At 65.4% G+C, this 19,944-nt stretch carries 19 protein-coding genes; 9 read left to right on the top strand and 10 right to left on the bottom strand.

The window, feature by feature from the left end; translation table 11 throughout:
• Positions 1-357: 357 nt before the first annotated feature.
• Positions 358-540: a helix-turn-helix domain-containing protein gene (locus tag EWE75_RS20855; RefSeq protein ID WP_231708487.1), complete on the bottom strand. Its 183-nt coding sequence runs from the start codon at positions 538-540 to the stop codon at positions 358-360.
• A gap of 122 nt (positions 541-662) precedes the next feature.
• Here EWE75_RS20855 and EWE75_RS20850 point away from each other — a divergent pair, with 122 nt between their 5' ends.
• The 4 genes from EWE75_RS20850 to EWE75_RS20835 all read left to right on the top strand — a co-directional run bounded on the left by EWE75_RS20850 (position 663) and on the right by EWE75_RS20835 (position 7,825).
• Complete coding sequence (locus EWE75_RS20850; RefSeq protein ID WP_130160022.1) at positions 663-1,196, top strand: RNA polymerase sigma factor; 534 nt, start codon at positions 663-665, stop codon at positions 1,194-1,196.
• A 12-nt stretch (positions 1,197-1,208) separates the two neighbouring features.
• Entirely contained in the window at positions 1,209-2,213 is a 1,005-nt protein-coding gene (locus EWE75_RS20845) for a FecR family protein (protein WP_130160021.1), read from the top strand.
• A gap of 90 nt (positions 2,214-2,303) precedes the next feature.
• Complete coding sequence (locus EWE75_RS20840) at positions 2,304-5,393, top strand: TonB-dependent receptor (RefSeq protein ID WP_165388472.1); 3,090 nt, start codon at positions 2,304-2,306, stop codon at positions 5,391-5,393.
• A 2-nt stretch (positions 5,394-5,395) separates the two neighbouring features.
• Complete coding sequence (locus tag EWE75_RS20835; protein ID WP_130160019.1) at positions 5,396-7,825, top strand: S9 family peptidase; 2,430 nt, start codon at positions 5,396-5,398, stop codon at positions 7,823-7,825.
• Between the two features lie 2 nt (positions 7,826-7,827).
• Here EWE75_RS20835 and EWE75_RS20830 read toward each other — a convergent pair whose 3' ends face one another.
• From EWE75_RS20830 to EWE75_RS20820, 3 genes are all read right to left on the bottom strand, one after another.
• Positions 7,828-9,633, bottom strand: a complete 1,806-nt coding sequence (locus EWE75_RS20830; RefSeq protein ID WP_130160018.1) for an asparagine synthase-related protein — start codon at positions 9,631-9,633, stop codon at positions 7,828-7,830.
• Positions 9,630-10,286, bottom strand: a complete 657-nt coding sequence (locus tag EWE75_RS20825; RefSeq protein ID WP_130160017.1) for a lasso peptide biosynthesis B2 protein — start codon at positions 10,284-10,286, stop codon at positions 9,630-9,632. The genes EWE75_RS20830 and EWE75_RS20825 overlap by 4 nt, the downstream gene beginning before the upstream one ends.
• A gap of 284 nt (positions 10,287-10,570) precedes the next feature.
• Positions 10,571-11,161, bottom strand: a complete 591-nt coding sequence (locus EWE75_RS20820) for a GntR family transcriptional regulator (protein WP_130160016.1) — start codon at positions 11,159-11,161, stop codon at positions 10,571-10,573.
• A gap of 323 nt (positions 11,162-11,484) precedes the next feature.
• Here EWE75_RS20820 and EWE75_RS20815 point away from each other — a divergent pair, with 323 nt between their 5' ends.
• On the top strand, positions 11,485-12,015 hold the full coding sequence (locus EWE75_RS20815; RefSeq protein WP_130160015.1) for a helix-turn-helix domain-containing protein: 531 nt from the start codon (positions 11,485-11,487) through the stop codon (positions 12,013-12,015).
• A 32-nt stretch (positions 12,016-12,047) separates the two neighbouring features.
• Here EWE75_RS20815 and EWE75_RS20810 read toward each other — a convergent pair whose 3' ends face one another.
• Positions 12,048-12,500 carry a DNA -binding domain-containing protein gene (locus EWE75_RS20810; RefSeq protein ID WP_130160014.1) on the bottom strand — a complete coding sequence of 151 codons (453 nt, stop codon included), beginning with the start codon at positions 12,498-12,500 and terminating at the stop codon, positions 12,048-12,050.
• Between the two features lie 434 nt (positions 12,501-12,934).
• Positions 12,935-13,237 (bottom strand): hypothetical protein, encoded by a 303-nt coding sequence (locus tag EWE75_RS20805; protein ID WP_130160013.1) that lies wholly within the window; start codon positions 13,235-13,237, stop codon positions 12,935-12,937.
• A gap of 354 nt (positions 13,238-13,591) precedes the next feature.
• On the opposite strand from EWE75_RS20805, the gene EWE75_RS20800 reads away from it, so the two are divergent.
• The 3 genes from EWE75_RS20800 (at position 13,592) to EWE75_RS20790 (ending at position 15,374) form a co-directional block, all read left to right on the top strand.
• Positions 13,592-13,840, top strand: coding sequence for an AbrB/MazE/SpoVT family DNA-binding domain-containing protein (locus EWE75_RS20800; protein WP_130160012.1), 249 nt, complete (start codon positions 13,592-13,594; stop codon positions 13,838-13,840).
• Entirely contained in the window at positions 13,833-14,180 is a 348-nt protein-coding gene (locus EWE75_RS20795; RefSeq protein ID WP_130160011.1) for a type II toxin-antitoxin system VapC family toxin, read from the top strand. The genes EWE75_RS20800 and EWE75_RS20795 overlap by 8 nt, the downstream gene beginning before the upstream one ends.
• Before the next feature lie 442 nt (positions 14,181-14,622).
• Positions 14,623-15,374 (top strand): IS5 family transposase gene (locus tag EWE75_RS20790; protein WP_130160032.1). Its coding sequence is split into 2 segments (ribosomal slippage): positions 14,623-14,944 and positions 14,944-15,374, totalling 753 coding nucleotides; the frame shifts between segments, so codons are not numbered across the junction.
• Between the two features lie 80 nt (positions 15,375-15,454).
• On the opposite strand, the gene EWE75_RS20785 is transcribed toward EWE75_RS20790, so the two are convergent.
• The 4 genes from EWE75_RS20785 to tnpA all read right to left on the bottom strand — a co-directional run bounded on the left by EWE75_RS20785 (position 15,455) and on the right by tnpA (position 18,152).
• Positions 15,455-15,751: a hypothetical protein gene (locus EWE75_RS20785; protein WP_130160010.1), complete on the bottom strand. Its 297-nt coding sequence runs from the start codon at positions 15,749-15,751 to the stop codon at positions 15,455-15,457.
• Positions 15,752-15,764: 13 nt separating this feature from the next.
• Positions 15,765-17,375 (bottom strand): IS66 family transposase, encoded by a 1,611-nt coding sequence (gene tnpC / locus EWE75_RS20780; protein ID WP_165388471.1) that lies wholly within the window; start codon positions 17,373-17,375, stop codon positions 15,765-15,767.
• Between the two features lie 61 nt (positions 17,376-17,436).
• Positions 17,437-17,763, bottom strand: coding sequence for an IS66 family insertion sequence element accessory protein TnpB (gene tnpB, locus EWE75_RS20775; protein ID WP_231708486.1), 327 nt, complete (start codon positions 17,761-17,763; stop codon positions 17,437-17,439).
• A 17-nt stretch (positions 17,764-17,780) separates the two neighbouring features.
• The gene (gene tnpA, locus EWE75_RS20770) at positions 17,781-18,152 is read right to left on the bottom strand and encodes an IS66-like element accessory protein TnpA (RefSeq protein WP_130160008.1); all 372 of its coding nucleotides are present in this window, start codon (positions 18,150-18,152) and stop codon (positions 17,781-17,783) included.
• A 355-nt stretch (positions 18,153-18,507) separates the two neighbouring features.
• On the opposite strand from tnpA, the gene EWE75_RS20765 reads away from it, so the two are divergent.
• Positions 18,508-19,845, top strand: coding sequence for an IS5 family transposase (locus tag EWE75_RS20765; RefSeq protein ID WP_130160007.1), 1,338 nt, complete (start codon positions 18,508-18,510; stop codon positions 19,843-19,845).
• The last annotated feature ends 99 nt before the right edge of the window (positions 19,846-19,944 follow it).

Raw genomic sequence — 19,944 nt, 5'->3', positions numbered from 1 at the left:
CGTCGCGCGTTTGCGCGACGGGGTGGATCAGAGGGCGGAACGCAGTGGAGCACCCCGAAGCGCGAGCGGAGGGGTTGCCGCCGGCCGCGCCGGGCCTAGCCGGGAGCGCCGCCCGCACCCGCCGCAACGGGAGAGGTCCAGGCAACGCCGCCGCGCGCTGGCGCGCGGCGTCCGCGTCAGGCCGGACGACAGTCCGGCCCCATGCGCAAGCGATCGTTACCTCGGGCCGAGACTCGCATCGCGAGGCCCGGTGGCGAGGGCCTGCCCGAGCCATAGAGCGCGGTCGCGCGTCAGCGAGAGGCGCTTATCGATTTTTTGAAGTAGAGGCCGGCACGGCCTCGTGCCGCAATCACAAACTTAATTTGGATCTTTGAAAAATTCTATCGGGGAGACTTGGAAACACTCCGCCAGATCGTTCAATCGAAGAAGCGTAAGATTGACCCGCCCATTTTCGATCTGGCTCAGATACGACTGTGTGAAGCCCGCAACCTCGGCAAGAGGTTCTTGCTTAAGCTCCCTTTCCTTGCGGAGCCGGGCCACGTTGAGACCGACAAGCCTGCGGATATCCACGATTCTTCAATCGAGGAATTCGCAACGCAAGTTTATTCGCTAGAACGAATATGCTATGATTGTGGATTGGAGGACTGAAACGAAGCGGACGAATGGCCGACGCCGAGGAGCACATCGGTCGGCAGATTGTTGAAGCTCAGCACAGCGCATCAATGGACGACCTGTTTCGTCTTCATGCCGGCTGGCTTCGCACGTTCCTGCTGCGGCGGCTGCGCGCGCAGCCGGCCGATGTGGAGGACATCGTGCAGGATACCTATCTGCGCGCGGCACGCCAGCCGACGACGGTGATCGTCCATCCAAAGGCGTTCCTGTCGCAGACCGCGACCAACCTGTTCCGCGACGGAAAACGGCGCGACTCGGTGCGGGCACGGCATCGCGAGTCGGTCGCGCACGCGGGGGCAGGGACGGGATCGGCGCCGCCCGGGCTGCTGGAGCAGGAAGCCGCGCTCGAGCTCGAGCGCCTCATCGTGGCGATGCCCGATACGTATCGAGACGTCTTCGCTTTGAGTCGGTTTCGGCATATGACGAACGCGGAGATTGCCGCGCATCTCGATATCTCGGTGAAGACGGTCGAGTGGCGAATGGGCAAGGCTCTGGCATTTTGCGCGAGCAGGCTACGAGACTAGGTGGCGCCGTTCATGACTGGACCCGATCAGCACGACGAAAACGCCGTCGAGGCACAGGCAGCGCAGTGGTTCGCGCGGCTCAAGTCGTTGCCGGTGTCCCGTGAGACCCTGCAGGCGTTCTTCGAATGGCAGCGCGACGAAACCCATGCTGCGGCGTTCGCGGCGGTCGAGCGGCTGTGGTCGCGTGCCGGGGATCTTGGCGACCGGCCAGCGATCGTCGCCGCCACGCACGCGGCGGTGGCGCGCAAGGCGCGGCGGCGCTGGCGCGGGCTAGCGTGGCCGACGCATCCGGCGCTCGCGGCGCTGGCGGTCCTCCTGCTGGTGCTGCTGGGCATCGGTGCGACCTATTGGGTGATGCGCCCCGGCGCGAACGACTATATGACCAAAGTCGGTCAACGCAGCGTCGTCGCGCTCGTTGATGGGTCGCGGATGTCGCTCGACACCGACACACGGATCGTCACGCGCTTCAACGCGCAGGAGCGCCGCGTCGTGCTCACCCATGGCCAGGCGTATTTCACGGTCGCGCATGACACGGCGCGTCCGTTCCGGGTCGAGGCGGACGGCGCGGAGGTCGTCGCCACGGGCACGCAGTTCGCGGTGCGGCGGGACGGCGTGGGCGTCGATGTGACGCTGGTCGAGGGCAGTGTACGGGTCACGGCGCAGGGGACCGCGCCGACGACATTGCGCCCCGGGCAGCGGCTGGTGCTCAGACCCGACCAGACAGCGGTGGTGCAGATGGTGGATACCAAGGCGGCGACGGCGTGGCGGCAGGGCCGGATCGTGCTCGACGGCTGGACGCTGGCGCGCGCGCTGAGCGAAGTGAACCGCTATACGACGCAGCCGGTCCGGCTGGAGGCCACGCGTTTCGCCGAAGCGCGGCTGAGCGGCACGTTCGATGCCGGCGATATCGAAGGCTTCGTCGCGGCGGCGACAGCGCTGCTGCCGCTGACCGCCGAGCGCGACGCGGACGGGTCGGTCCGGCTGGTCGATCGCGCGCCCCAAGAAAAATCCTCGTAATCGACTTAGGGTCACCGCCATGCCGGCGCGTCTCTTGTCCCGAAGCCCCGACCTGGTTCGGGGCACGCCGGAACGATGGGGGCAGTGGGGATGACGGAACTTACAGCGCGGCGGTGGAGCGCGCTACGCGGCGGATGTGCGATCGGGCTGGTGTTGGCGGCATTGCCATCGGTGGCGCAGGCGAAGCCGGCACCGGCGATGTTCAGCTTCAGGATTGCGGCGGGATCGTTGCAACACGCGCTGGTCACGTTCGCGTCAGTGACGGGCGAGCAACTGCTGTATTCGACCGAACTGGTGGCGGGTCGCCAGGCGCCCAAACTGGACGGGCGGCTGAGCGTCGATCAGGCGCTCGACCGCCTGTTGGACGGAACCGGGCTGGTGGCGCAGCGGGTCGGGCCAAGAATGATCGTGCTGCGCCCGCGCGACGCGCCGGGGCGCGGTCCCGCCGATGCGGGGAGCGGCGCGGAGGCCGGCACCGCGACGCCCGCCGACGCGGTCGCCACGGCATCAGGAGACCAAGGCGCGTCCGCGATCCTCGACAGCGGCTCGGGCGCTGCGCTGGCCCACGACGACATCATTGTCACCGGCACGCATTTGCGCGGCGGTGCGGCAGGCTCGCCACCGGTCGAGCGGCTGACGCGCGACGATCTCGATCGGCGCGGTTTCGCGAGCGTCGCGCAAGCCTTGCAGGCGTTGCCCGGCAATTTCGGGGGGATGGCGAACGAGCAGAGCGCGCTCGCCTTCGCCGACACGAGCGGGAGCAATGGCGGGTTTGCGACCGGGGTCAATTTGCGCGGCCTGGGCGCGGGCGCGACGCTGGTGCTGGTCAATGGTCAGCGGCTCGGCGGGTCGGGTACGAAAGGCGCGTTCGCGGATGTGACGAGCATCCCGACCGGCGCGCTCGACCGGGTCGAGGTGCTGATGGACGGCGCATCGGCGATCTACGGGTCAGACGCGGTCGGCGGCGTCGTCAACATCCTGCTCAAGCGCCATTTCAAAGGCGCGGAGACACGGGTGCGGTTCGGCAGCGTCACCAGCGGCGGCAAACGCGACGTGCAGATCGACCAGACGCTCGGCAAGCAATGGAGCACGGGCGGCGTGATGCTGTCCTACGAATATGACCAGTCGGGGCGGTTGGCGAGCGCCGACCGGGCGTTCGCGCGGTCGACCGACTCGCGCAGCCTCGGCGGAACCGATCACCGCTATGTCTACAGCCTGCCGGGCAACGTGCTCGGCTTCAATCCGGTCACGGGCGCGCTCGGGGTCGCCTATGCGATCCCGTCCGGCCAGGATGGCAAATCTCTGACTCCGGGCGACTTTGTGGCGGGCACAACCAATCTCCAGAACGCGCGGATCGACACCGATCTCATCCCACGCCAGGTCCGGCACAGCGTCTACGCGACGCTCGACCAGGATGTCGGCGCGGGGCTGCATCTCACCGCCGACGCGCGCTACGCGCACCGCGCGTTCGACGCGCGGCTGGCCGGGTCGGCGGCGATCGTACAGGTCACCGCCGCCAATCCCTATTTCGTGTCGCCGACCGGTGCGCGCTCCGACCTGATCGCGTATTCGCTCGCGCCGGAACTGGGACCGATCGACACGCACGGCTATGCCGAAGCGCTGGCGACGTCGCTCGGACTCGACGCCGATCTCGGACCGGGCTGGAAGCTGCGCAGCTATGCGGCGTTCGCGCAGGAGCGCGAGTTCAACGAATCGCGCAATCTGGTGAACACGGCGGCGCTCGCCGAAGCGACCGGCAGCATCCCCGACACCCCGGCGACGCCGTTCAGCACCGCGCGCGACGGGTTCTTCAATCCGTATGGCACGGGGAAATCCAATGCGGCGGCGATCCTCGACTTCGTTGGCGAGGGCTATTCGCGCTCGCGCACGCGCAGCCAGGTGCTGACCGCCCATATCGATGCCGATGGATCGCTGTTTTCGGTACCCGGCGGCACGGTCAGGCTGGCGGTCGGCGGCGACGTGCGGCGCGAGACGTTCCGCCGCAGTGGCGAGAGCCTGCTGTCGACCGCGCGGCCGGTGGCGACCGCCAACGTTGCCGCGTCGCGGCTGATCGAAGCCGGCTTTGTCGAAGCGCAGGTACCGATCGTTGGGCCCGGCAACGCGATGCCGCTGATCCGCCGGCTCGACGTGTCGCTGGCGGCGCGGATCGAACAGTATGATGATTTCGGCACGACCACCAATCCCAAGGTCGGGGTCGCCTGGGTGCCGCTGGCAGGGGTGACGCTACGTTCGAGCTTCGGCACGTCGTTCCGCGCGCCGAACCTGCGCGAACTGCGCGACCCCGAGCAATATTCGGTGACGACGCTGACGCGTGGCGGCACGAGCGTGCCGGTGATCCAGTTGTCGGGCGGCAATCCCGGCCTCAAGCCGGAAAAGGCGCAAAGCTGGACCGCCGGAGTCGATGTGGATCCGGCGGCGATTCCGCATTTCCACCTCAACGCGACATGGTTCAGCACGGTGTTCAAACAGCGGGTGGCGACGCCGGCGAGCGCGAACTTCGCCAATGCGCTAAGCGATCCGACGCTGGCGCCGTTCGTGCAGTTGGTCTCGCCGAACAGCAATGCCGCCGATCTCGCCCGGGTGACCGCGCTGCTCGGCGACCCGGCGTTCACCGGCGGTAACAGCTTCCCGCCGGCGAGCATCGCCGCGATCGTCGACACGCGCTACGTCAATACCGGCAAGGTCGAGGTGAGCGGGATCGACCTCACCGCAAGCTATACGCTTCCGATCGGCGCCAACCAGGTCACGGTTTCGGGCAATGGTTCCTACCTGCTGCGTTATCGCGAACAGGTGACGCCGAGCTCGACTTCGGTCGACCGGATCAACCGCGTCGGCCAGCCGGTCGATCTGCGTGGTCGCCTGAGCGTCGGCTGGAGTCGGGGCGCGGTCAATGCGCTGCTCGGCCTGAACTATGTCGCGCCCTATCGTGATCTGCTCGGCAACCCGATCCACGCCTGGAAGACGCTCGATCTGCAATTGGGGTATCGCGCGCCTGAGGAAAGCGGCGCGCTCAACGGACTGGGAATCGCGCTGTCCGCGCGGAACCTGCTCGATCAGGCACCGCCGTTTTACGATTCGCCGGTCGGGGTCGGCTATGACGCGGCCAATGCCGACGCGCTCGGGCGTTCTGTATCGATCCAGCTCACCAAGCGCTGGTAAGCATGACACGTTCCTTGCTCCGCGCAGCGTTGCGCCTTGCGCTGCCGTGTCTGCTGGCGATCGCGACACCGCTCGGCGCGCGACCATATAGCGTCGACGACATGCTGATGACCGAGGCGTTCGGCAGGATCGAGACGTCGCCTCGCGGGCGCTGGCTGGTGTTCGAACGGCTGGTGCCGTTCGAGACCGCCGCGCGGTTCGATCTCGACGCGATGGATGTGCTGCGCTCGCGCCTGTATGTCGTCGACCTCGCGCGTCCGGCCGAGGCCAGGCCGTTGCTGCCGTCCGATCGGGGTGCTGGCATGGTCATGCTCGGCTTTTCGCCGGACGGGACGCGGCTGGCGATCGGACGGCTCGACGGATCGCGCTGGACGCTGGGCGTGGTCACGCTGGCGAGCCGGGCGGTCCGCTGGTTCGCGGTCGCGCCGGATACGTCCGAGTTCCGGCCGACGCTCGCCTGGGTTTCGGGCAGGCACTTGGTCATGCTGGCGCAAGCCGATGCCACGCCGCCCTGGGTGTTGCGGCGCGACGCTGCGGATCGCGCCGAGGTCGGGCGATTGTGGGCGCTGGCACAGGCCGGGCGGGTGGCGACCGTGACCGCGATCGGCAGCGGGCGCGACACCGATGTGACGCCGCCGGCACCGCCGGTCCGGCTGGTCCGCCTCGATGTGACGACCGGCGCCACCACGCTGCTCGCGCAAGGCAATTTCGAAACGCTGCGGCTGTCGCCCGATCGGCGTCACGTCGCGCTGACCGAGCAAGCCGAGGTCATCCGCGTCACCACGACAGCACCGATCCGGCAGTCCGACGACCTCCGGCGGCGCAGGCTGCGGATCGTCGATGTCACCAACGGACATGCCTGGTCGCCGTGCGCGGCGTGCGACCTGCCGTTCGATCCGCCGGCCTGGTCGCCGCACGGCGATCGGCTGCTGTTCTTCGCCCGGCGCGACGCGCAGGCATGGGCCGGTGGCCAGCCCTGGGTCGCGAAGGTCGGGTCGCGGCAGGCGACGCCGCTCGCACTTTCGGGCGTCCACCCCGAAGTGATCATGCGCCGGGGCGCCTATGATGCGGTCGGGCTGGGCTGGCTCGGCGCACGGCCGCTGCTGTTCGGTCGCAAGGGAGCGCAGGCGGCGCGCACCGACTGGTACGCGCTCGGCGCCTCCGGTGCGACCATCCTGACGGCGAACGTCACCGCACCGACGGCGACACTGGCGGCGGGTGCGACCCCGATCATGCTGGGGTCGGACGCGGCATGGCGGCTGGGTGCGCGCGAGGCGCGACCGCTGCTGTCCGGGATGGACGGCGTGGCCGCGTTTGCGACCGGCGCGGAGCGGCCCGAGCAGAGCGCGACGCTGCTGGGCTGGCGGCACTCCAGTGGCGGCATCGTGATCGACGGACCGAGTGGCGGCACGCGCCGGTTCGTGGCGCGCGCCGACAGCGCGGTGCGGCCAGTGGCCGCCAGCGCCCAGAACGACCTCGTGCTGGTAAACGAGACCGAGGCCAATGGCGTCGCGCATCTCGCCATCGTACCGGCCAGTGGGTCGCCGCTGAGCGTGGCGACGATCAACGCGCGGCTCGCCAGCGTGTCGGTGCGCGCGCCGGTGCCGGTCCGCCACCACGTGCCCGGCGGCGCGGCGGTGACGAGCTGGCTGTACCTGCCCGAGCCTGGCGCCGCGAGGGCAAAGCCACCGCTGATCGTCATCCCCTATGCGGGCACGGTGTACGGTGACACGTCGCCGGCTTTGTGGAACCCCGGGGTCGGGCGCACCTACACCAATGTGCCCGCGCTGGTCGGGCACGGCTATGCGGTATTGCTGCCGAGCATGCCCGCGCTCGCCGCCACCGATCATGCGCCGTTCGATGTCGCCGGGCAGGTGCTGGCGGCAGTCGACGCGGTGATCGCGCGCGGCGAGGCCGACCCCGCGCGGCTTGGTCTGTGGGGACATAGCTATGGCGGCTATACCGGGGCGACGATCGCCACCGAGACCGACCGGTTCAAGGCGATGATCGTGTCGAGCGGGATCTACGACCTGACCAGCTTCCAGGGCACGTTCGCGCCGACCGCGCGGCGATCGCCGGGCTATGGTTTGGGCATCCTGCCCTGGGCGGGCTGGACCGAGACCGGGCAACCGGGCCTGGGGGCGACGCCGTGGAGCAACCCGGCGCGCTATGTCGCGAACAGCCCGGTCTATCATGCCGACCGAATCACCACGCCGCTGCTGATCATGGCCGACGACCGCGACTTCACGCCGTTGCAGCAGGGCGAGCAGCTGTTCTCCGCGCTCTATCGCCAGGGCAAGGACGCCCAACTGGTCAGCTATTGGGGCGAGAACCACGTGCTGATGAACCCGGCCAATGTCCGCGATGCCTATGCGCGCGCCTTTGCCTGGTTCGATCGTCATTTTGCAGGCGCGGGCACGCCACAGCCGTAAGGTCAGTTCTGCCGCTCGTGGATCGCCGCGAGCCGGTCGCACCAGGCGCGCGCCCAATGTTCCATCAACAGCGCGACGAAAATCTCGGTATAGCTGTTGGTCTGCATCAGATGCTCGGGATCGAGCACCGCCGCCGTGCTGGCCGGATCGAGCACCTGGTGACGCACGAGCACGCCGCCGAGCAGATAGTCGCGCAGGAACGGCGTGCTGGCGGCGAGCATGCGCCCGAAAAACGGCGTGAGGCAGCCTTTGCCGCGGCGTTCGAGCAAGATCGGCGGCAGCCGGTCCACATAGGCCGCGCGGATCATCGCGCGGTCGCGCTTGCCCTGCGTGAGGTCGAGCGCGGAGCGCGGCAGGACATGCTCGAGCAGCGGTTGCGACATCAACGGATGCAGCACCGTCATCGCCGATGCGCACCAGGATCCGCCGAACGCGGCGCGGGCTGCGGCGAGGTTGAGGATCTGCAGTTGCTTGGCAGGCGCCAGATCGGCGGTGTCGTCGAGCCAACGTAACGGATGCGCCTCGCGCGGCATGGCGTTCGCGACGAGATCGACACGGTACGCGGGCATCGCGATTGGGGAGGGCGCGACGCGCACGCGCAGCGCGGTGCCGAGCACCGACCAGATCGATCGTCCGCTCCAGGCGGCGAGATCGGCGACCGCCGCGCTCCGCTTGGGCCAGGGACGGGGATCGCGCCAGAGATCGGCGGCGATCAGCGGACTCGCGGGCTGGAAGAACACAGCGTCGCCACCTTGGCCGGTCAGCAATGTATCGGCACCGAGCGCGCGGCCGCGCGCGGCGAGATCGCGGTCGTGGAAGAAACTGATGCTGGCGACATTGGGGCGCAGCGTCACCGGCACGTCGGCCATCAGCGCGGCGTCCATCACCCGCTGGTCCTGCAGGGTTTCGTGCAGCGGCAGATCGAGGTGCGCGGCGACGGCACGGGCATAGACGCGTTCGTCGCCTTCGCGGTCGCTGGCGTAATAGTGGAACCAGCCGGCGACGGGCTGGTCGGAGCGGGCGAGGCCGGCGGCGACGATCGCCGAGTCGAGTCCGCCCGACAGTTCGGCGATCGCGACATCCGAGCAGGAACGCCAGGCGCGGACACAGGCATCGACCAGCGCGGGCAGGGGCGATGTGCCGGACACCGGCGGCGACGACGCGGACGCGCGTGCGAAGTGCGCAGGCGCCCAGTGCCGGGTCGTGTGGCGAGTCCTCTCGGTCAGTTCCAGTCGGACACCCGGCTCGAGTGTCTCCACCCCGATGAACGGCAGCGCGTCGGCGACCGACCCGGGAAAGCGCAGCAGACCGGCGACCCTGGGCCAGTCGATCGCGAGGGTGTCCGGTGCGGCCGAGGCGAGGAAGCTCTCGGGGACGGAGGTGACGACGCGCAGCCCACCACACCGCCACGAGACACACTCAAGCATCCCGATAGGATCGCGGAACATGTCGAGACGCGATGGATCATCCCGGTCGATCCGGAGCGCAACATAGCCGCCCCAGCAGCGCGTGGTGAGCTGGTCGCACACGCCCGCGAAATTCCCAGCGCCCGCCGCAACAACCCCTGCGGCAACGTCGCCGCGTTCGGTCGCGGCGCGATCGAACAGCGCACCGATCACGATGGTGCGATCGTCGAGCAACCGGTGGAAGCCCGCGCGCCCTGGCCTGGATTCGGCGAGCACCGTCCAGCCGGGCTGGTCGACGAGACAATGCCAACTCAGATCGAGCGCGCGCTGGCGAAGCAGACCTGCGGTGCGGTCAGGGAAGGGCGCGCCGGTAGGCCAGCGGAACGCGATGAAGCCGGTCATGCGCTGGCGCGCTCGACCTGAAAGATGGTCGTAAAGCCTTCAACCTTGCCGACGCGTTCGGCGAGCAGCAGGTCGCCATCGGCGAGCCAGCAATGCGCATGGAACGGAAACAGCGACACGCCGAAGATCCAGTCGGCGGCGAGGCCATAACAGCGCAGAAAATGGAGCAGCAGGAAGGACCGAAACAGGCATTCGATGCGGAACGGCAGCCACAGGCACAGCCGTTCGAAACGGGCGGCCACGTCTGCGTGGCTGGCGTGGCGGGTAGGGGCCTCGCAGGTCCGCGCGTGTGCGATCATCTGCGCTAGCGACGAGCGCCGGAACCGCCACGCCGCGCGGACCAGCGCGCGCACGAAATAGCCCAGATCGCGGAGAGACAAGGGCGTCGTGCCCGGCGCGCAATCTTCGCGCCAAAGCCGGGTTAAGGGTCGCGCCACGGCACCGGGTGTGGCGCGATCCGCGATGAGACCCTGCTCGACCAATTGGATGCGGGCCTCAACTGCGGCGCTGCCAACATCCGGTCTGGTGGGGGCGTACAGGCAAAAATACCCATCGCGCTCGATATCGAGAAAGACGAGACCATCGGACGCGCGGATGGCATGAACGCCGTCGGTCAACGCGAGCGCGTCGAGAAGGTCTGGGTCTGGCGACATGAGGAATCCTCGACCATACGGCACCGGCCCCCGAAGGAACCGGTGCCGCTGCCTTCGTCAGTCGTAGAAGCCGACCATCAGCGACTCCTGCTTGGCACCGATCGGGGTGCCTTTGGTCTCGCGGCGCGCGGAGCCGAGCGCGACCAGCTTGGGCGCGGATTTTTGGTCTTTCGTCATGATAGAGCCTTTCCTTGCTTGCATCTCCACCGCGAATCGACGGTGGCAACAGGGATTGCGCGCCCGCACGGCTGGTTATCCAAGCTATATCTGGAATATATTCGTACTCAGGCGGAACCTCGCCTGAACACCAGCGCGATCTCGGCGGCGGCCGCGATCCGTCGTTCATGGAAGGCGCGGATTTGGTGATGTGCCTCGTCGAGGTTATGCTCGAGTAGGACCCGCTGAAGCGGGATCGCTGCCGATGCGCTATCCTCTAACAGCGCGATATCGCAGCGTCGCACCAGTTTCAGGCGGTCGTCGAGATAGCGATGAACGTCGGATACGATCGTCTCGCCGCAGGCTTCGACGATCGCGCGAAAGGTCGCCCAGATGTCGGCTGGCGGGTCGCCGGGCATGACCCGCAGATCGCCGCGCAGCGCGCGGTTCAAGCACATCAGGTGCAGGCTGTAGAGTTCGGCGATGTCGCGCGCGTCGAGCCGTGCCAGATAATAGCCTTCGGAGCGGTGCTCGGTCACCACGTCACGTCCGACCAGGCGGGACAGAACCTCGCGCAGCGGCGTCACGCTGACATGAAGCCGGCTCGCCAGATCCTTGAGGCCGATCCGGTCGCCGGGGCGATAGCGACCGTCCGCGAGTTGGTCGGACACCAGTGCATAGAGATCGTCGAATCGTGCGCGCTCCACCCGGTTCGGCATCGCAAAGGCTCCTTTGCGGTCGATCCTTGTTGGGCGGCGTGCCAACTGTCGATGCACCGGGCCGGAATCGGCGCTCCGGGACGCGTTCGCGCCGATCCTTTGCGCCGTACCCGCAGAAACATGGCGGTCGCCCCGCAATCTTCCGGCGGCCCTATCGCGAATCCGATCGGCTTGCTGCGTCGGTCTGGCGAGTCACTGGTGACGACCCCGAAACGGTCTGGTGACAGGCTGGGTCAGAGTGTGTCTATAATCCCGGCGCTTGCCATCCGTCATGGCGCGACGAGGGCGAGCGCTCGTGTGATTTGGCGCCCGAGGTTGCTGGCATGAAGCATTCCTCCATCGAGATCGACGCCGGTGCGCGCATCCTCACGCAATCGCTGCGCGCTATCCGCAAGAAGCGCGGCATGACGGCAAGCGATATCGCGGCTGCGCTGGAAATGCCGCTGCGCACCTATCAGGAATTCGAATCGGGACGCGGGCCGCTCACCCACGAGCGGCTCTTCGCGTTCGCGGAGGCGACCGATTCCGATCCATACGCGCTGCTGCTCGGCGCCATCTTCGCGCAAGCCGATCTCGCGATCGACTGCGCGGACACGAAATTCTGCATGATCATGATGATATATTTCGAGGAATTCGCGCGGGAGCGCTGCGGCGACATCGCCTATCTTGATCCACCCAACCTTGCCGGCGGGTTCGATCGCCTGTTCAAGGATTTTGGTGTCCTGCTCGACGACCGAGAACGCTTTTTGCAAAACTGGCTGGCTAACCGGACCGGCTCGATCGGGCTGGCTGCCCTGCGCCAGCGCATGGTCAACCGGCGCGAGCGCAAGGCTGGGAAGACGCGCAAGGAGTGATTCAGCCAGCCGTCCGCCGTGATGGGGCATTGTCAACGCCGCACCAGATCGAGATAGCCGCCCGCCGCGAGCGCGCGGGCCTGGCCGATCAGACGGTGCGTTCGCGTGCGCAGATAATCCGAACCGCCGGACCAGTCCCGGCGGACGAGCGCCGCGCCGAACAGGTGCTCGGCGACCGAACGATGGCGTGACGTTAGCGCGAGCGCGTCGAGCACGCGGAGGGTCTCCACCCAGCGTCGCGCTTTAGCACCGACCGGGAACAGCGCGGCAGGCATCTGGCGGTTTCGCAAGAACGCCGCCAGCCGACGCAAGGCAAGCAACCGGATCTCCAGTCGGTCTGTGCCGCGCAGTTGATACGCGAGCCTGACGGGGCCGTCGAGGAGCGTGCCCTGTGCAACGCTCAGCCGGATCGAGCGCGGGCCGCTGCCCAGCAGTACCTGTTCGCCCCCGGCCGGGAGCGACAGATGCGTGACGGGTCCCGGCATCGCAAAAAGGTCGAAGCTTTCCCTGTCGTACCGCTCTGCCGGAACGGCATGGACTGTAATTGCCAGTGGATCGAGATTTGGATGCCAGAAGAGGCGGGGGCTCTCGGCCGGGCGGCCAGGGTCTTCCGCGAAATTGCAGGCCCCATTGCGGGTCGGGCGGGAGGCCAGTCAGAAATTCGATTTCCCGTGGATATCGCTCGACGCGGTGCAGTGAGGCTTCGCCAGCATCGCTCTGATAGTCGCCGCGGCGGCGCAGAATCTCCCATGCGACACTGCCGGGATCGCATAGACGATCAGGTGATGGCGTATCGCGGACGACAAGTGACGGAATCGGGCGATGTGCTGCCATGACGCGCTCCTGCTGTGACGCAGAAAGTCAGGCATCCTTGGCGGCGGATGTCATATATTCCGGATATATCCGACGTATAGGAGGCTTAATTTGCGCCGTTGCGCAACAAGGGTGTCTTTAGCCCGCTGGATTGATGAACCAACTGTTCGCAGTTTTTGCGTGCAGCGTGCGGTTGCAGCGAAGGTGCTTCTGGTTGTTCGGTTGCGGCGCTTTCTTGGGATAATAAGATAGGCTGGGCAATCGCGTACAAAGCGCGGCGTTTACTCCTGTTAGCGGCGAGGTGCCGTGATATTACGAGCGTCGAATTGCGCCGCTCCCAAGTCGAGGTCCATGCGCTGGTGAGGAACGCATCACGCTCCGTTTCGCCGACGCGCTGGCGCGGGTTCATGGCCGGCGTGTCCATCGCTCCTGGTGGGTCGCCGCCAATGCCGTGGGAGGGCGAGCACGGGAGGCGCAGCGCGGGCGAGATCCGCCTCGTTGGCGGTCTCATGGCGCCGGTGAGTCGGACCTATGCGCCCACGCTTAAGGAAGCCGGATGATTCTAGTCTAGGCAACCAGTCGATCGGGTTCGTAGACATGGACATTGGTTGGATAGCGCTTCGAACCCTCGAGAGACGTACTCACCTCAGCCGTGATCAGCGTGTTGCCCGCTGGACGTTACCGGGTGGAGTTGGGCATTGTATGAAGGTGAGTCGACTTGTATGATGCCGGGTAGAGTGTAGAATGTCAGGAGGCCGGACACATGAATGTACAACGTGGCCGCTTGGTCAGCGGTGGCCGCCTACAACTACCCTCCAACATACGTCGCTCACTCGGCCTTGCTGATGGCGATCAGGTGGTAATGCAGGTTGTCGACGGAGAGCTACATGTTCGTCCTGCCCGTGACGCGTTGAAACGGATTCAGGCGATGCTGCGGCCTTATGCGCCGGTTGATGGATCTGTGGTCGAAGAACTGATCGCAGATCGTCGCGCCGAAGCCGCTCGTGACTGACATAGTATATGTGCTCGACGCGTCGGCGATCCTTGCTGCATTTTTCGACGAACCCGGCGCTGACGTCGTTGCCGAACGGATGGGTGGCGCGTTGCTGAGCGCAGTCAATTATCACGAGGTCGTTGCAAAGCTAGTCGACCGCGGCTCGCCACACGGCCAGATTCTCGACATCATGTCGCAGCTTGATGTCGAAGTGGTACCGGTAGATCGGGAGCAGGCCACTGCAGTTGGCCTCCTTCGCGCGACGACGCGCGCCGGCGGCCTCTCGCTCGGTGATCGCAGCTGTCTTGCTCTTGCTATTAGCCGGGGAGCAACCGCATTGACGGCCGACAAGGCGTGAGCTGACCTCGACTTAGAGGTTGTGGTCGAGGTTGTGCGGTGAAGATCTACAGGCAGTGGCGCGCACGCTGCGGGCGCTTTAGGAGCATTGGAGAGGCTGCGGTCATCGACACCCCGGATCATGCCGTGCACCGCCGTATCGCACGCATGATTGTGCGGTCAGTCGCCGTTATCGGTATGTGAGAGGGCAATTTTGGTGCGAGCGACATTGCCTTCGAAATGACCACTCGCGAGCTTAGCGTCAGGCTTGCCGAATTTCTAAACAGGTACCAACACTGCCGTCAAACGTCCGTAGTACATTGAACATACCGGTTCGCATGAAATCAGGAAGCAGCGGCAATTTTCGTAAAAATTTACTGAAAAGGTTACTAAGGCCTGTGGACATTTAGGGGATTCCCTTTTTCGACGAGATGGGATTCAAGGTCGGCGAAGGGAGCGGCATCTTGGATCGACATGGCTTGAGCGCCGAACAGTGGGAGAAGGTTGAAGCCTTTCTTCCCGGCAAAGTGGGCGACCGTGGTCGTTCCGGGGTGGATAACCGCAGGTTCGTGGAAGCGGTGCTTTGGATCGCGAACACAGGAGCCGCATGGCGGGATTTGCCGACGAGCTTCGGCAACTGGAATTCCAAATTTCGGCGATTCCGACGCTGGGCAATCAAAGGCGTCTTCGACGTTCTGTTTGAACGATTATCCGGTGACCCCGATTTCGAATACGCCATGATCGATGGCACAATTGTTCGGGTCCACCAGCAGGGCACCGGCGCAAGGGGGGGACTCATCGTCAGGCGATCGGACGCTCACGCGGCGGGTTGACGACGAAAATCGTCGCACTGGTCGATGCACTTGGAAATCTTGTTCGCTTCGTTCTGCTGCCCGGGCAAACCCACGATCTGGTCGGGGTAAAGCCGCTGATCCAGGACGTGGAATTCGATATGTTCCTGGGCGACAAGGCCTTTGACGCCGATTGGTTGCGGTCGGAACTCGATGACAGGGGAGCCATCGCCGTGATCCCTCCTAAATCGAACCGTAAACGAAAAATCGACTGCGACTTCCATGCCTACCGCTGGCGTCACCTCGTCGAAAACTTCTTCTGTAATCTCAAAGCATTCCGCCGGATCGCCACCAGATACGAAAAAACCGATCAGAGTTACCGCGCGATGGTCAATCTCGCCGCAATCAAAATTGCCCTCCGGTAAATGTCCACAGGCCTTAGGGCGTAATGACGTTTTTAACTATTTTAGAGTCCTCGGTGAGGAGAAACGTAAGCGTCCGGTTGTTACCCGGCGGGCTGAGCTTTGACGGTCTTGATCACGTCGGGGTCATCGACGAAATCTTCGAGGAATTGACCCCACCCGTCGGGAGATCGCCGTGCATTGGTGATCATGTCGCGTAGCTCCTCGATACCATCGTCGGTAAGAGCGGTGCGAGTGTCGTCCGGGGCGAAACTGACGCTGATGATCGAGCCGTAGGTCAGGTTGTCGTCATTGCTGACGATGGCGTCGATGAGGTCCGGGTGCTCGCCGAGGATGTCAGCGACATAATCGAGCGTGAAGACGTGTCTGACGGTTGCCATGAGACGGCCTTTCTTACTGCGCGAGCGGGCGCCAATTCCAGGGAAGGAGTTCGTCGATCCGGTTGATCTTGTGATCATGGACGCGACGGAACAGGTCCGTGAGATAGGCCTGCGGATCGAGGTTGTTGATTTTGGCGCTTTCGATGATCGTCATGGCGCGCGCCAGGGTCTCGGCGCCGGCCTCGGAACCAGCAAATAACCAATTTTTTCTTCCGATTCCAATGGATCGCAGGGCGCGCTCCGCCGCATTGTTATCGATGGCGACGCGGCCATCGTCGAGGAACAGGCTGAAGGCGGCCCATCGGCTCAGCCCATAGCGGAAGGCCTTGGCCAGATCCCCTTTTCCCGGGATGCGAGTGAGTTGCGCCTCGGCCCAGGCATGCAGGGCCTCAAGCTTCGGTTTGCTCCGCGCTTGTCGCACGGCGCGACGAAGGTCGGCAGGCTGGCCGGTAATCTCGCGCTCGATGTCGTAGAGCTGCCCGATGCGCTCGAGCGCCTCGTGCGCGATCTCCGATTTTTGTGACGTCCAGATGTCGTGGAAGTCGCGTCGCCAATGGGCAAAGCACGCGGCTTCCTGGAAGCGCGGCTGTCCGTCAGCGCCGGGTTCGTAGAGCTTTGCATAACCCTTGTACGCGTCGGCCTGGAGGATGCCGCTCGCGTTCCCAAGGTGCGCCAGCACATGCTCCGCTTTCCAGTTGGGGGCGTAACGATAGACGGCACCGGGCGGCGCGGTGCCGGCCCAAGGGCGCTGATCACAGACATATCCCCAGATCCGGCCTTGCATCACGCCCTTGCCGATACCTTTGGCCCGAGCTTGCGGGTTCAGCACGCGGATGGGGGTATCGTCGGCGTGAAGGATTTCGCTGCTCAGGACCGAGGCTTCGATCCTGTCAATCACGGGCAGCAGGATCCGCATGCCGCCGCCGCACCAGTCTGCAAGGGTGCTACGCGGAATATCGGCGCCCATGCGCGCGAAGATCTCGTTTTGCCGATAGAGCGGCAACTGGTCGTCAAATTTCGACACCAGCACATAGGCCAGGAGACTGGCGCCGGCCATGCTGCCCGGGATCGGTCGGCTCGGGGCTGGCGCCTGGACCATCTTCTCGCAGCAACGGCAGGACTTCTTCGGGCGCGCGATTTCGACGACCTTGAGCTTCGCCGTGATCATCTCGAGGATCTCGCTCACGTCTTCGCCAACGAGGCGCAGGTTACCCCCGCACTCCGGGCAGGTACTGCCCGGGTCGAGCTCGTGCCGTTCGCGCGGCGTGTCTGCCGATACGCGCGGACGTCGGGACGGACGGGTCTTGGTAGCGGCGTCGGTCGCGGGACCGGCAGACGCCTCGTCTGGCTCATCCTTGTCGTTCGCAACGACGGCCTGCTCCGCAGCGGTGACGAGCAGGTCTTCGAGGGCGAGCTCGAGCTGCTCGATCTCGCGTTCGATCTTCTCGGAGGATTTGCCGAAGGCCTGCTTTTTCAGCCTCGCGATCCGCAGGCGCAGCGCCTCGATCATCAGATCATGAGCCCGCAGTGTCGCTGTCAGCTTCGCGTTTTCGGCCTGCAGCCGTGCGACCATCGCTCTGAGGAGAGCCGGGTCTTCGGGAAGATCTGCCGCCACGTTCAGCATGGGCCTACACTACGGAAAAAGGCCAAAAAGTCCAGGAAAACGGGCCTTTTCCGGGAAGAAATTACCCGACTCGCGCGGGCGGCGCGCCCCAGCTCGGACGCCTCCAGTCAATTCCTTCCCACAGCATCGCAAGCTGTCCCGATGTCAGCCGTGCAGTCCCGTCGCTGACCGATGGCCAGGGAAAACGGCCCTGCTGCAGAACCTTGTAGTACAGGCAAAACCCCTGGCCATCCCAGTAGAGAAGCTTCACCCGGTCGCCGCGTTTTCCGCGAAAAGCAAATACGGCACCGCTCGCTGCTTTCTGGTGCAATACTGTCTGGGCCAGCATCGCCAGCCCCGAAATCCCCTTGCGCATGTCCGTCGCGCCACAGGCAAGATAGACCCGCACGCCGGTCCCCGGTCCGATCACGCCCCTTCGACCGAGCGGATGAGGCGCATCAAGGTCGCGCTCTCGATGCCGCTATCGAAGCGCAGCCGCCGTCCCTGCGAAAAACACAGCTCGACGACGGACGGCGAGAGTATCGGCTCTTCGAATGCAGCCGCCGCCTGCGGCGGCGAGGGCACGATATCGACCGGTAGAAAGATCGCGCTGGATGACGCGGGCAATTGCCCTCTCTTCTTGAACGCGTGGCGCCAATTATAGATCTGGGCTCGCGACACATCGTAGCGTCGGGCAACGCGCGACAGCGTCTCGCCGTTCACGCCGACCGCAGCAACGATCTCGAGCCGCTCCGCTTCCGTCCAACAACGACGCCGCTCCCGGCCCAATATCTCCATCGCACACCTCGCCCGAGTTCAGGACGTCCATAAGTACGTCCTTATCGACGTCTCTTACGCGCTCAGCTCCAATCCGGGCAGGCGGTCTCAACCGGTCGTTTACGGAGAAACCCCTCCGACTTCAGTCGGATCCTGGCTTCAGCCTCTGACTCGGCCGATAGCGGGTCGCCGGTGAATAACGCCCAAACCTCTGATAATACGTACTTTATCTGGCTTGTTAAATGTTGGGTTTCGCAAGATTTGTTCTGATTTCGGCGCAAAAGCTTGCGATTTCGCGCGCGCCCGCGAAAGGGGGTTTCGCTCGGATCGAGGTTGTGATTCCTTCGTCATTGGAAAAGATCGACGAGGAATCGACATGCTGCCCAAGAAGCCCGAGCGCACCGCCTTCGAGCTGTTCCAGAGCCAGCTCGACACCATGATCGACCTCGGTCATCCGCTGGCGAAGTTGGCGGGGCTGATCAATTGGGCGCGCTTCGAGGAAGCCTTCGGGACGTTCTACACCCCCATGAAAGGCCGACCGGGATTGCCGACCCGGTTGATGGCGGGATTGCACCTGCTCAAGCACATGGAGGGCTTGTCCGACGAGGCGGTCTGCGCGCGTTGGGTGGAGAACCCCTACTGGCAATTTTTCTGCGGCGAACAGCACTTCCGCCACAAACTGCCGTTCGATCGGTCGTCGATGACGCGCTGGCGCGCGCGGATCGGGCCGGAGAAGCTCGAGCTTCTACTCGCCGAGACGATCACCGTTGCAACCCGCACCCAGGCCGTCACGCCGCAGGCGTGCACGCGTGTGACGATCGACACCACCGTCCAGACCAAGGCTGTCGCCCATCCCACCGACAGCCATCTGCTGCTACGCGGGGTCGAGTGGCTCAACCGGCTCGCCAGGCAACATGGCATCAAGCTGCGCCAATCCTTCCTGCGCCTCGCGCGGCGCGCACGGGTGAACGTCTCCCGGCTCATCCATGGTCGCGGGCATGCACAGGCGATGCGGTGGGTTCGCAAAATGCGGACCTGGCTCGGTCGGCTCGACCGCGACATCGCCCGCAAGATCGCAGGAGATGCCACTCTCGAGGACGCCTTCGCTGTCGCCCGCAATCGCATCGGGCGCCTGCTGGCTCAGAAGCGCGACGACAAGAACAAGCTTTATGCGCTCCATGCCCCCGAGGTCGAATGCATCGGCAAGGGCAAGGCCCGCACCCGCTACGAGTTCGGGGTCAAGACATCGATCGCGGTGACCAACGCGCGGACCGCCGGCGGGCAGTTCATCATCGGGATGCAGGCGCTGCCGGGCAACCCGTACGATGGCCACACCATCTCGGGTCAGATCGAGCAGGTCCAGCGGCTCACCGGAATCGCGGTCGAGCGCGCCTATGTCGATCGCGGCTATCAGGGCCACGGCCACAAGGGCGCAGCCAAGGTCTACATCTCCCGCATGCGCGGGATACCCTCACCCACCATCCGCCGCGAGCTCAAGCGACGCAGCGCCATCGAACCGATTATCGGACACACGAAATCTGACGGGCTCCTCGAGCGAAACCACCTCGCCGGCGCCCAGGGCGATGCCATCAACGCGCTTCTCGTCGCTGCCGGCCACAATATGCGACTGCTCGTCGCCTGGCTCGCCGCGCTTTGGCGTGCGTTCCTCGCGTGGATCGCGCTCGTCCTCCTGGTCCAACCTACAGCCGCCTGAAAACCTGCGGCCGCGCGCATCGACCGCCCGGAGTCAGACCTCGCGCAACGAGACACCGAAACCGCCCCTTTTGCCGACATCGAGTTGTTCACGGACGAC

This window comes from Sphingomonas populi (assembly GCF_004208535.1).
GTDB classification, from domain to species: Bacteria; Pseudomonadota; Alphaproteobacteria; order Sphingomonadales; family Sphingomonadaceae; genus Sphingomonas; species Sphingomonas populi.
This window is presented reverse-complemented; position numbering and strand designations above follow the sequence as displayed.

Coding starts and splice junctions, on each gene's coding strand:
- EWE75_RS20805 (WP_130160013.1), bottom strand. CDS start 13,237: ATGAACCCGCGCCAGCGCGTCGGCGAAACGGAGCGTGATGCGTTCCTC.
- EWE75_RS20845 (WP_130160021.1), top strand. CDS start 1,209: ATGACTGGACCCGATCAGCACGACGAAAACGCCGTCGAGGCACAGGCA.
- tnpA (WP_130160008.1), bottom strand. CDS start 18,152: ATGGAGATATTGGGCCGGGAGCGGCGTCGTTGTTGGACGGAAGCGGAG.
- EWE75_RS20835 (WP_130160019.1), top strand. CDS start 5,396: ATGACACGTTCCTTGCTCCGCGCAGCGTTGCGCCTTGCGCTGCCGTGT.
- EWE75_RS20830 (WP_130160018.1), bottom strand. CDS start 9,633: ATGACCGGCTTCATCGCGTTCCGCTGGCCTACCGGCGCGCCCTTCCCT.
- EWE75_RS20820 (WP_130160016.1), bottom strand. CDS start 11,161: ATGCCGAACCGGGTGGAGCGCGCACGATTCGACGATCTCTATGCACTG.
- EWE75_RS20840 (WP_165388472.1), top strand. CDS start 2,304: ATGACGGAACTTACAGCGCGGCGGTGGAGCGCGCTACGCGGCGGATGT.
- EWE75_RS20810 (WP_130160014.1), bottom strand. CDS start 12,500: ATGCCGGGACCCGTCACGCATCTGTCGCTCCCGGCCGGGGGCGAACAG.
- EWE75_RS20800 (WP_130160012.1), top strand. CDS start 13,592: ATGAATGTACAACGTGGCCGCTTGGTCAGCGGTGGCCGCCTACAACTA.
- EWE75_RS20765 (WP_130160007.1), top strand. CDS start 18,508: ATGCTGCCCAAGAAGCCCGAGCGCACCGCCTTCGAGCTGTTCCAGAGC.
- EWE75_RS20815 (WP_130160015.1), top strand. CDS start 11,485: ATGAAGCATTCCTCCATCGAGATCGACGCCGGTGCGCGCATCCTCACG.
- EWE75_RS20825 (WP_130160017.1), bottom strand. CDS start 10,286: ATGTCGCCAGACCCAGACCTTCTCGACGCGCTCGCGTTGACCGACGGC.
- EWE75_RS20850 (WP_130160022.1), top strand. CDS start 663: ATGGCCGACGCCGAGGAGCACATCGGTCGGCAGATTGTTGAAGCTCAG.
- tnpC (WP_165388471.1), bottom strand. CDS start 17,375: ATGCTGAACGTGGCGGCAGATCTTCCCGAAGACCCGGCTCTCCTCAGA.
- EWE75_RS20785 (WP_130160010.1), bottom strand. CDS start 15,751: ATGGCAACCGTCAGACACGTCTTCACGCTCGATTATGTCGCTGACATC.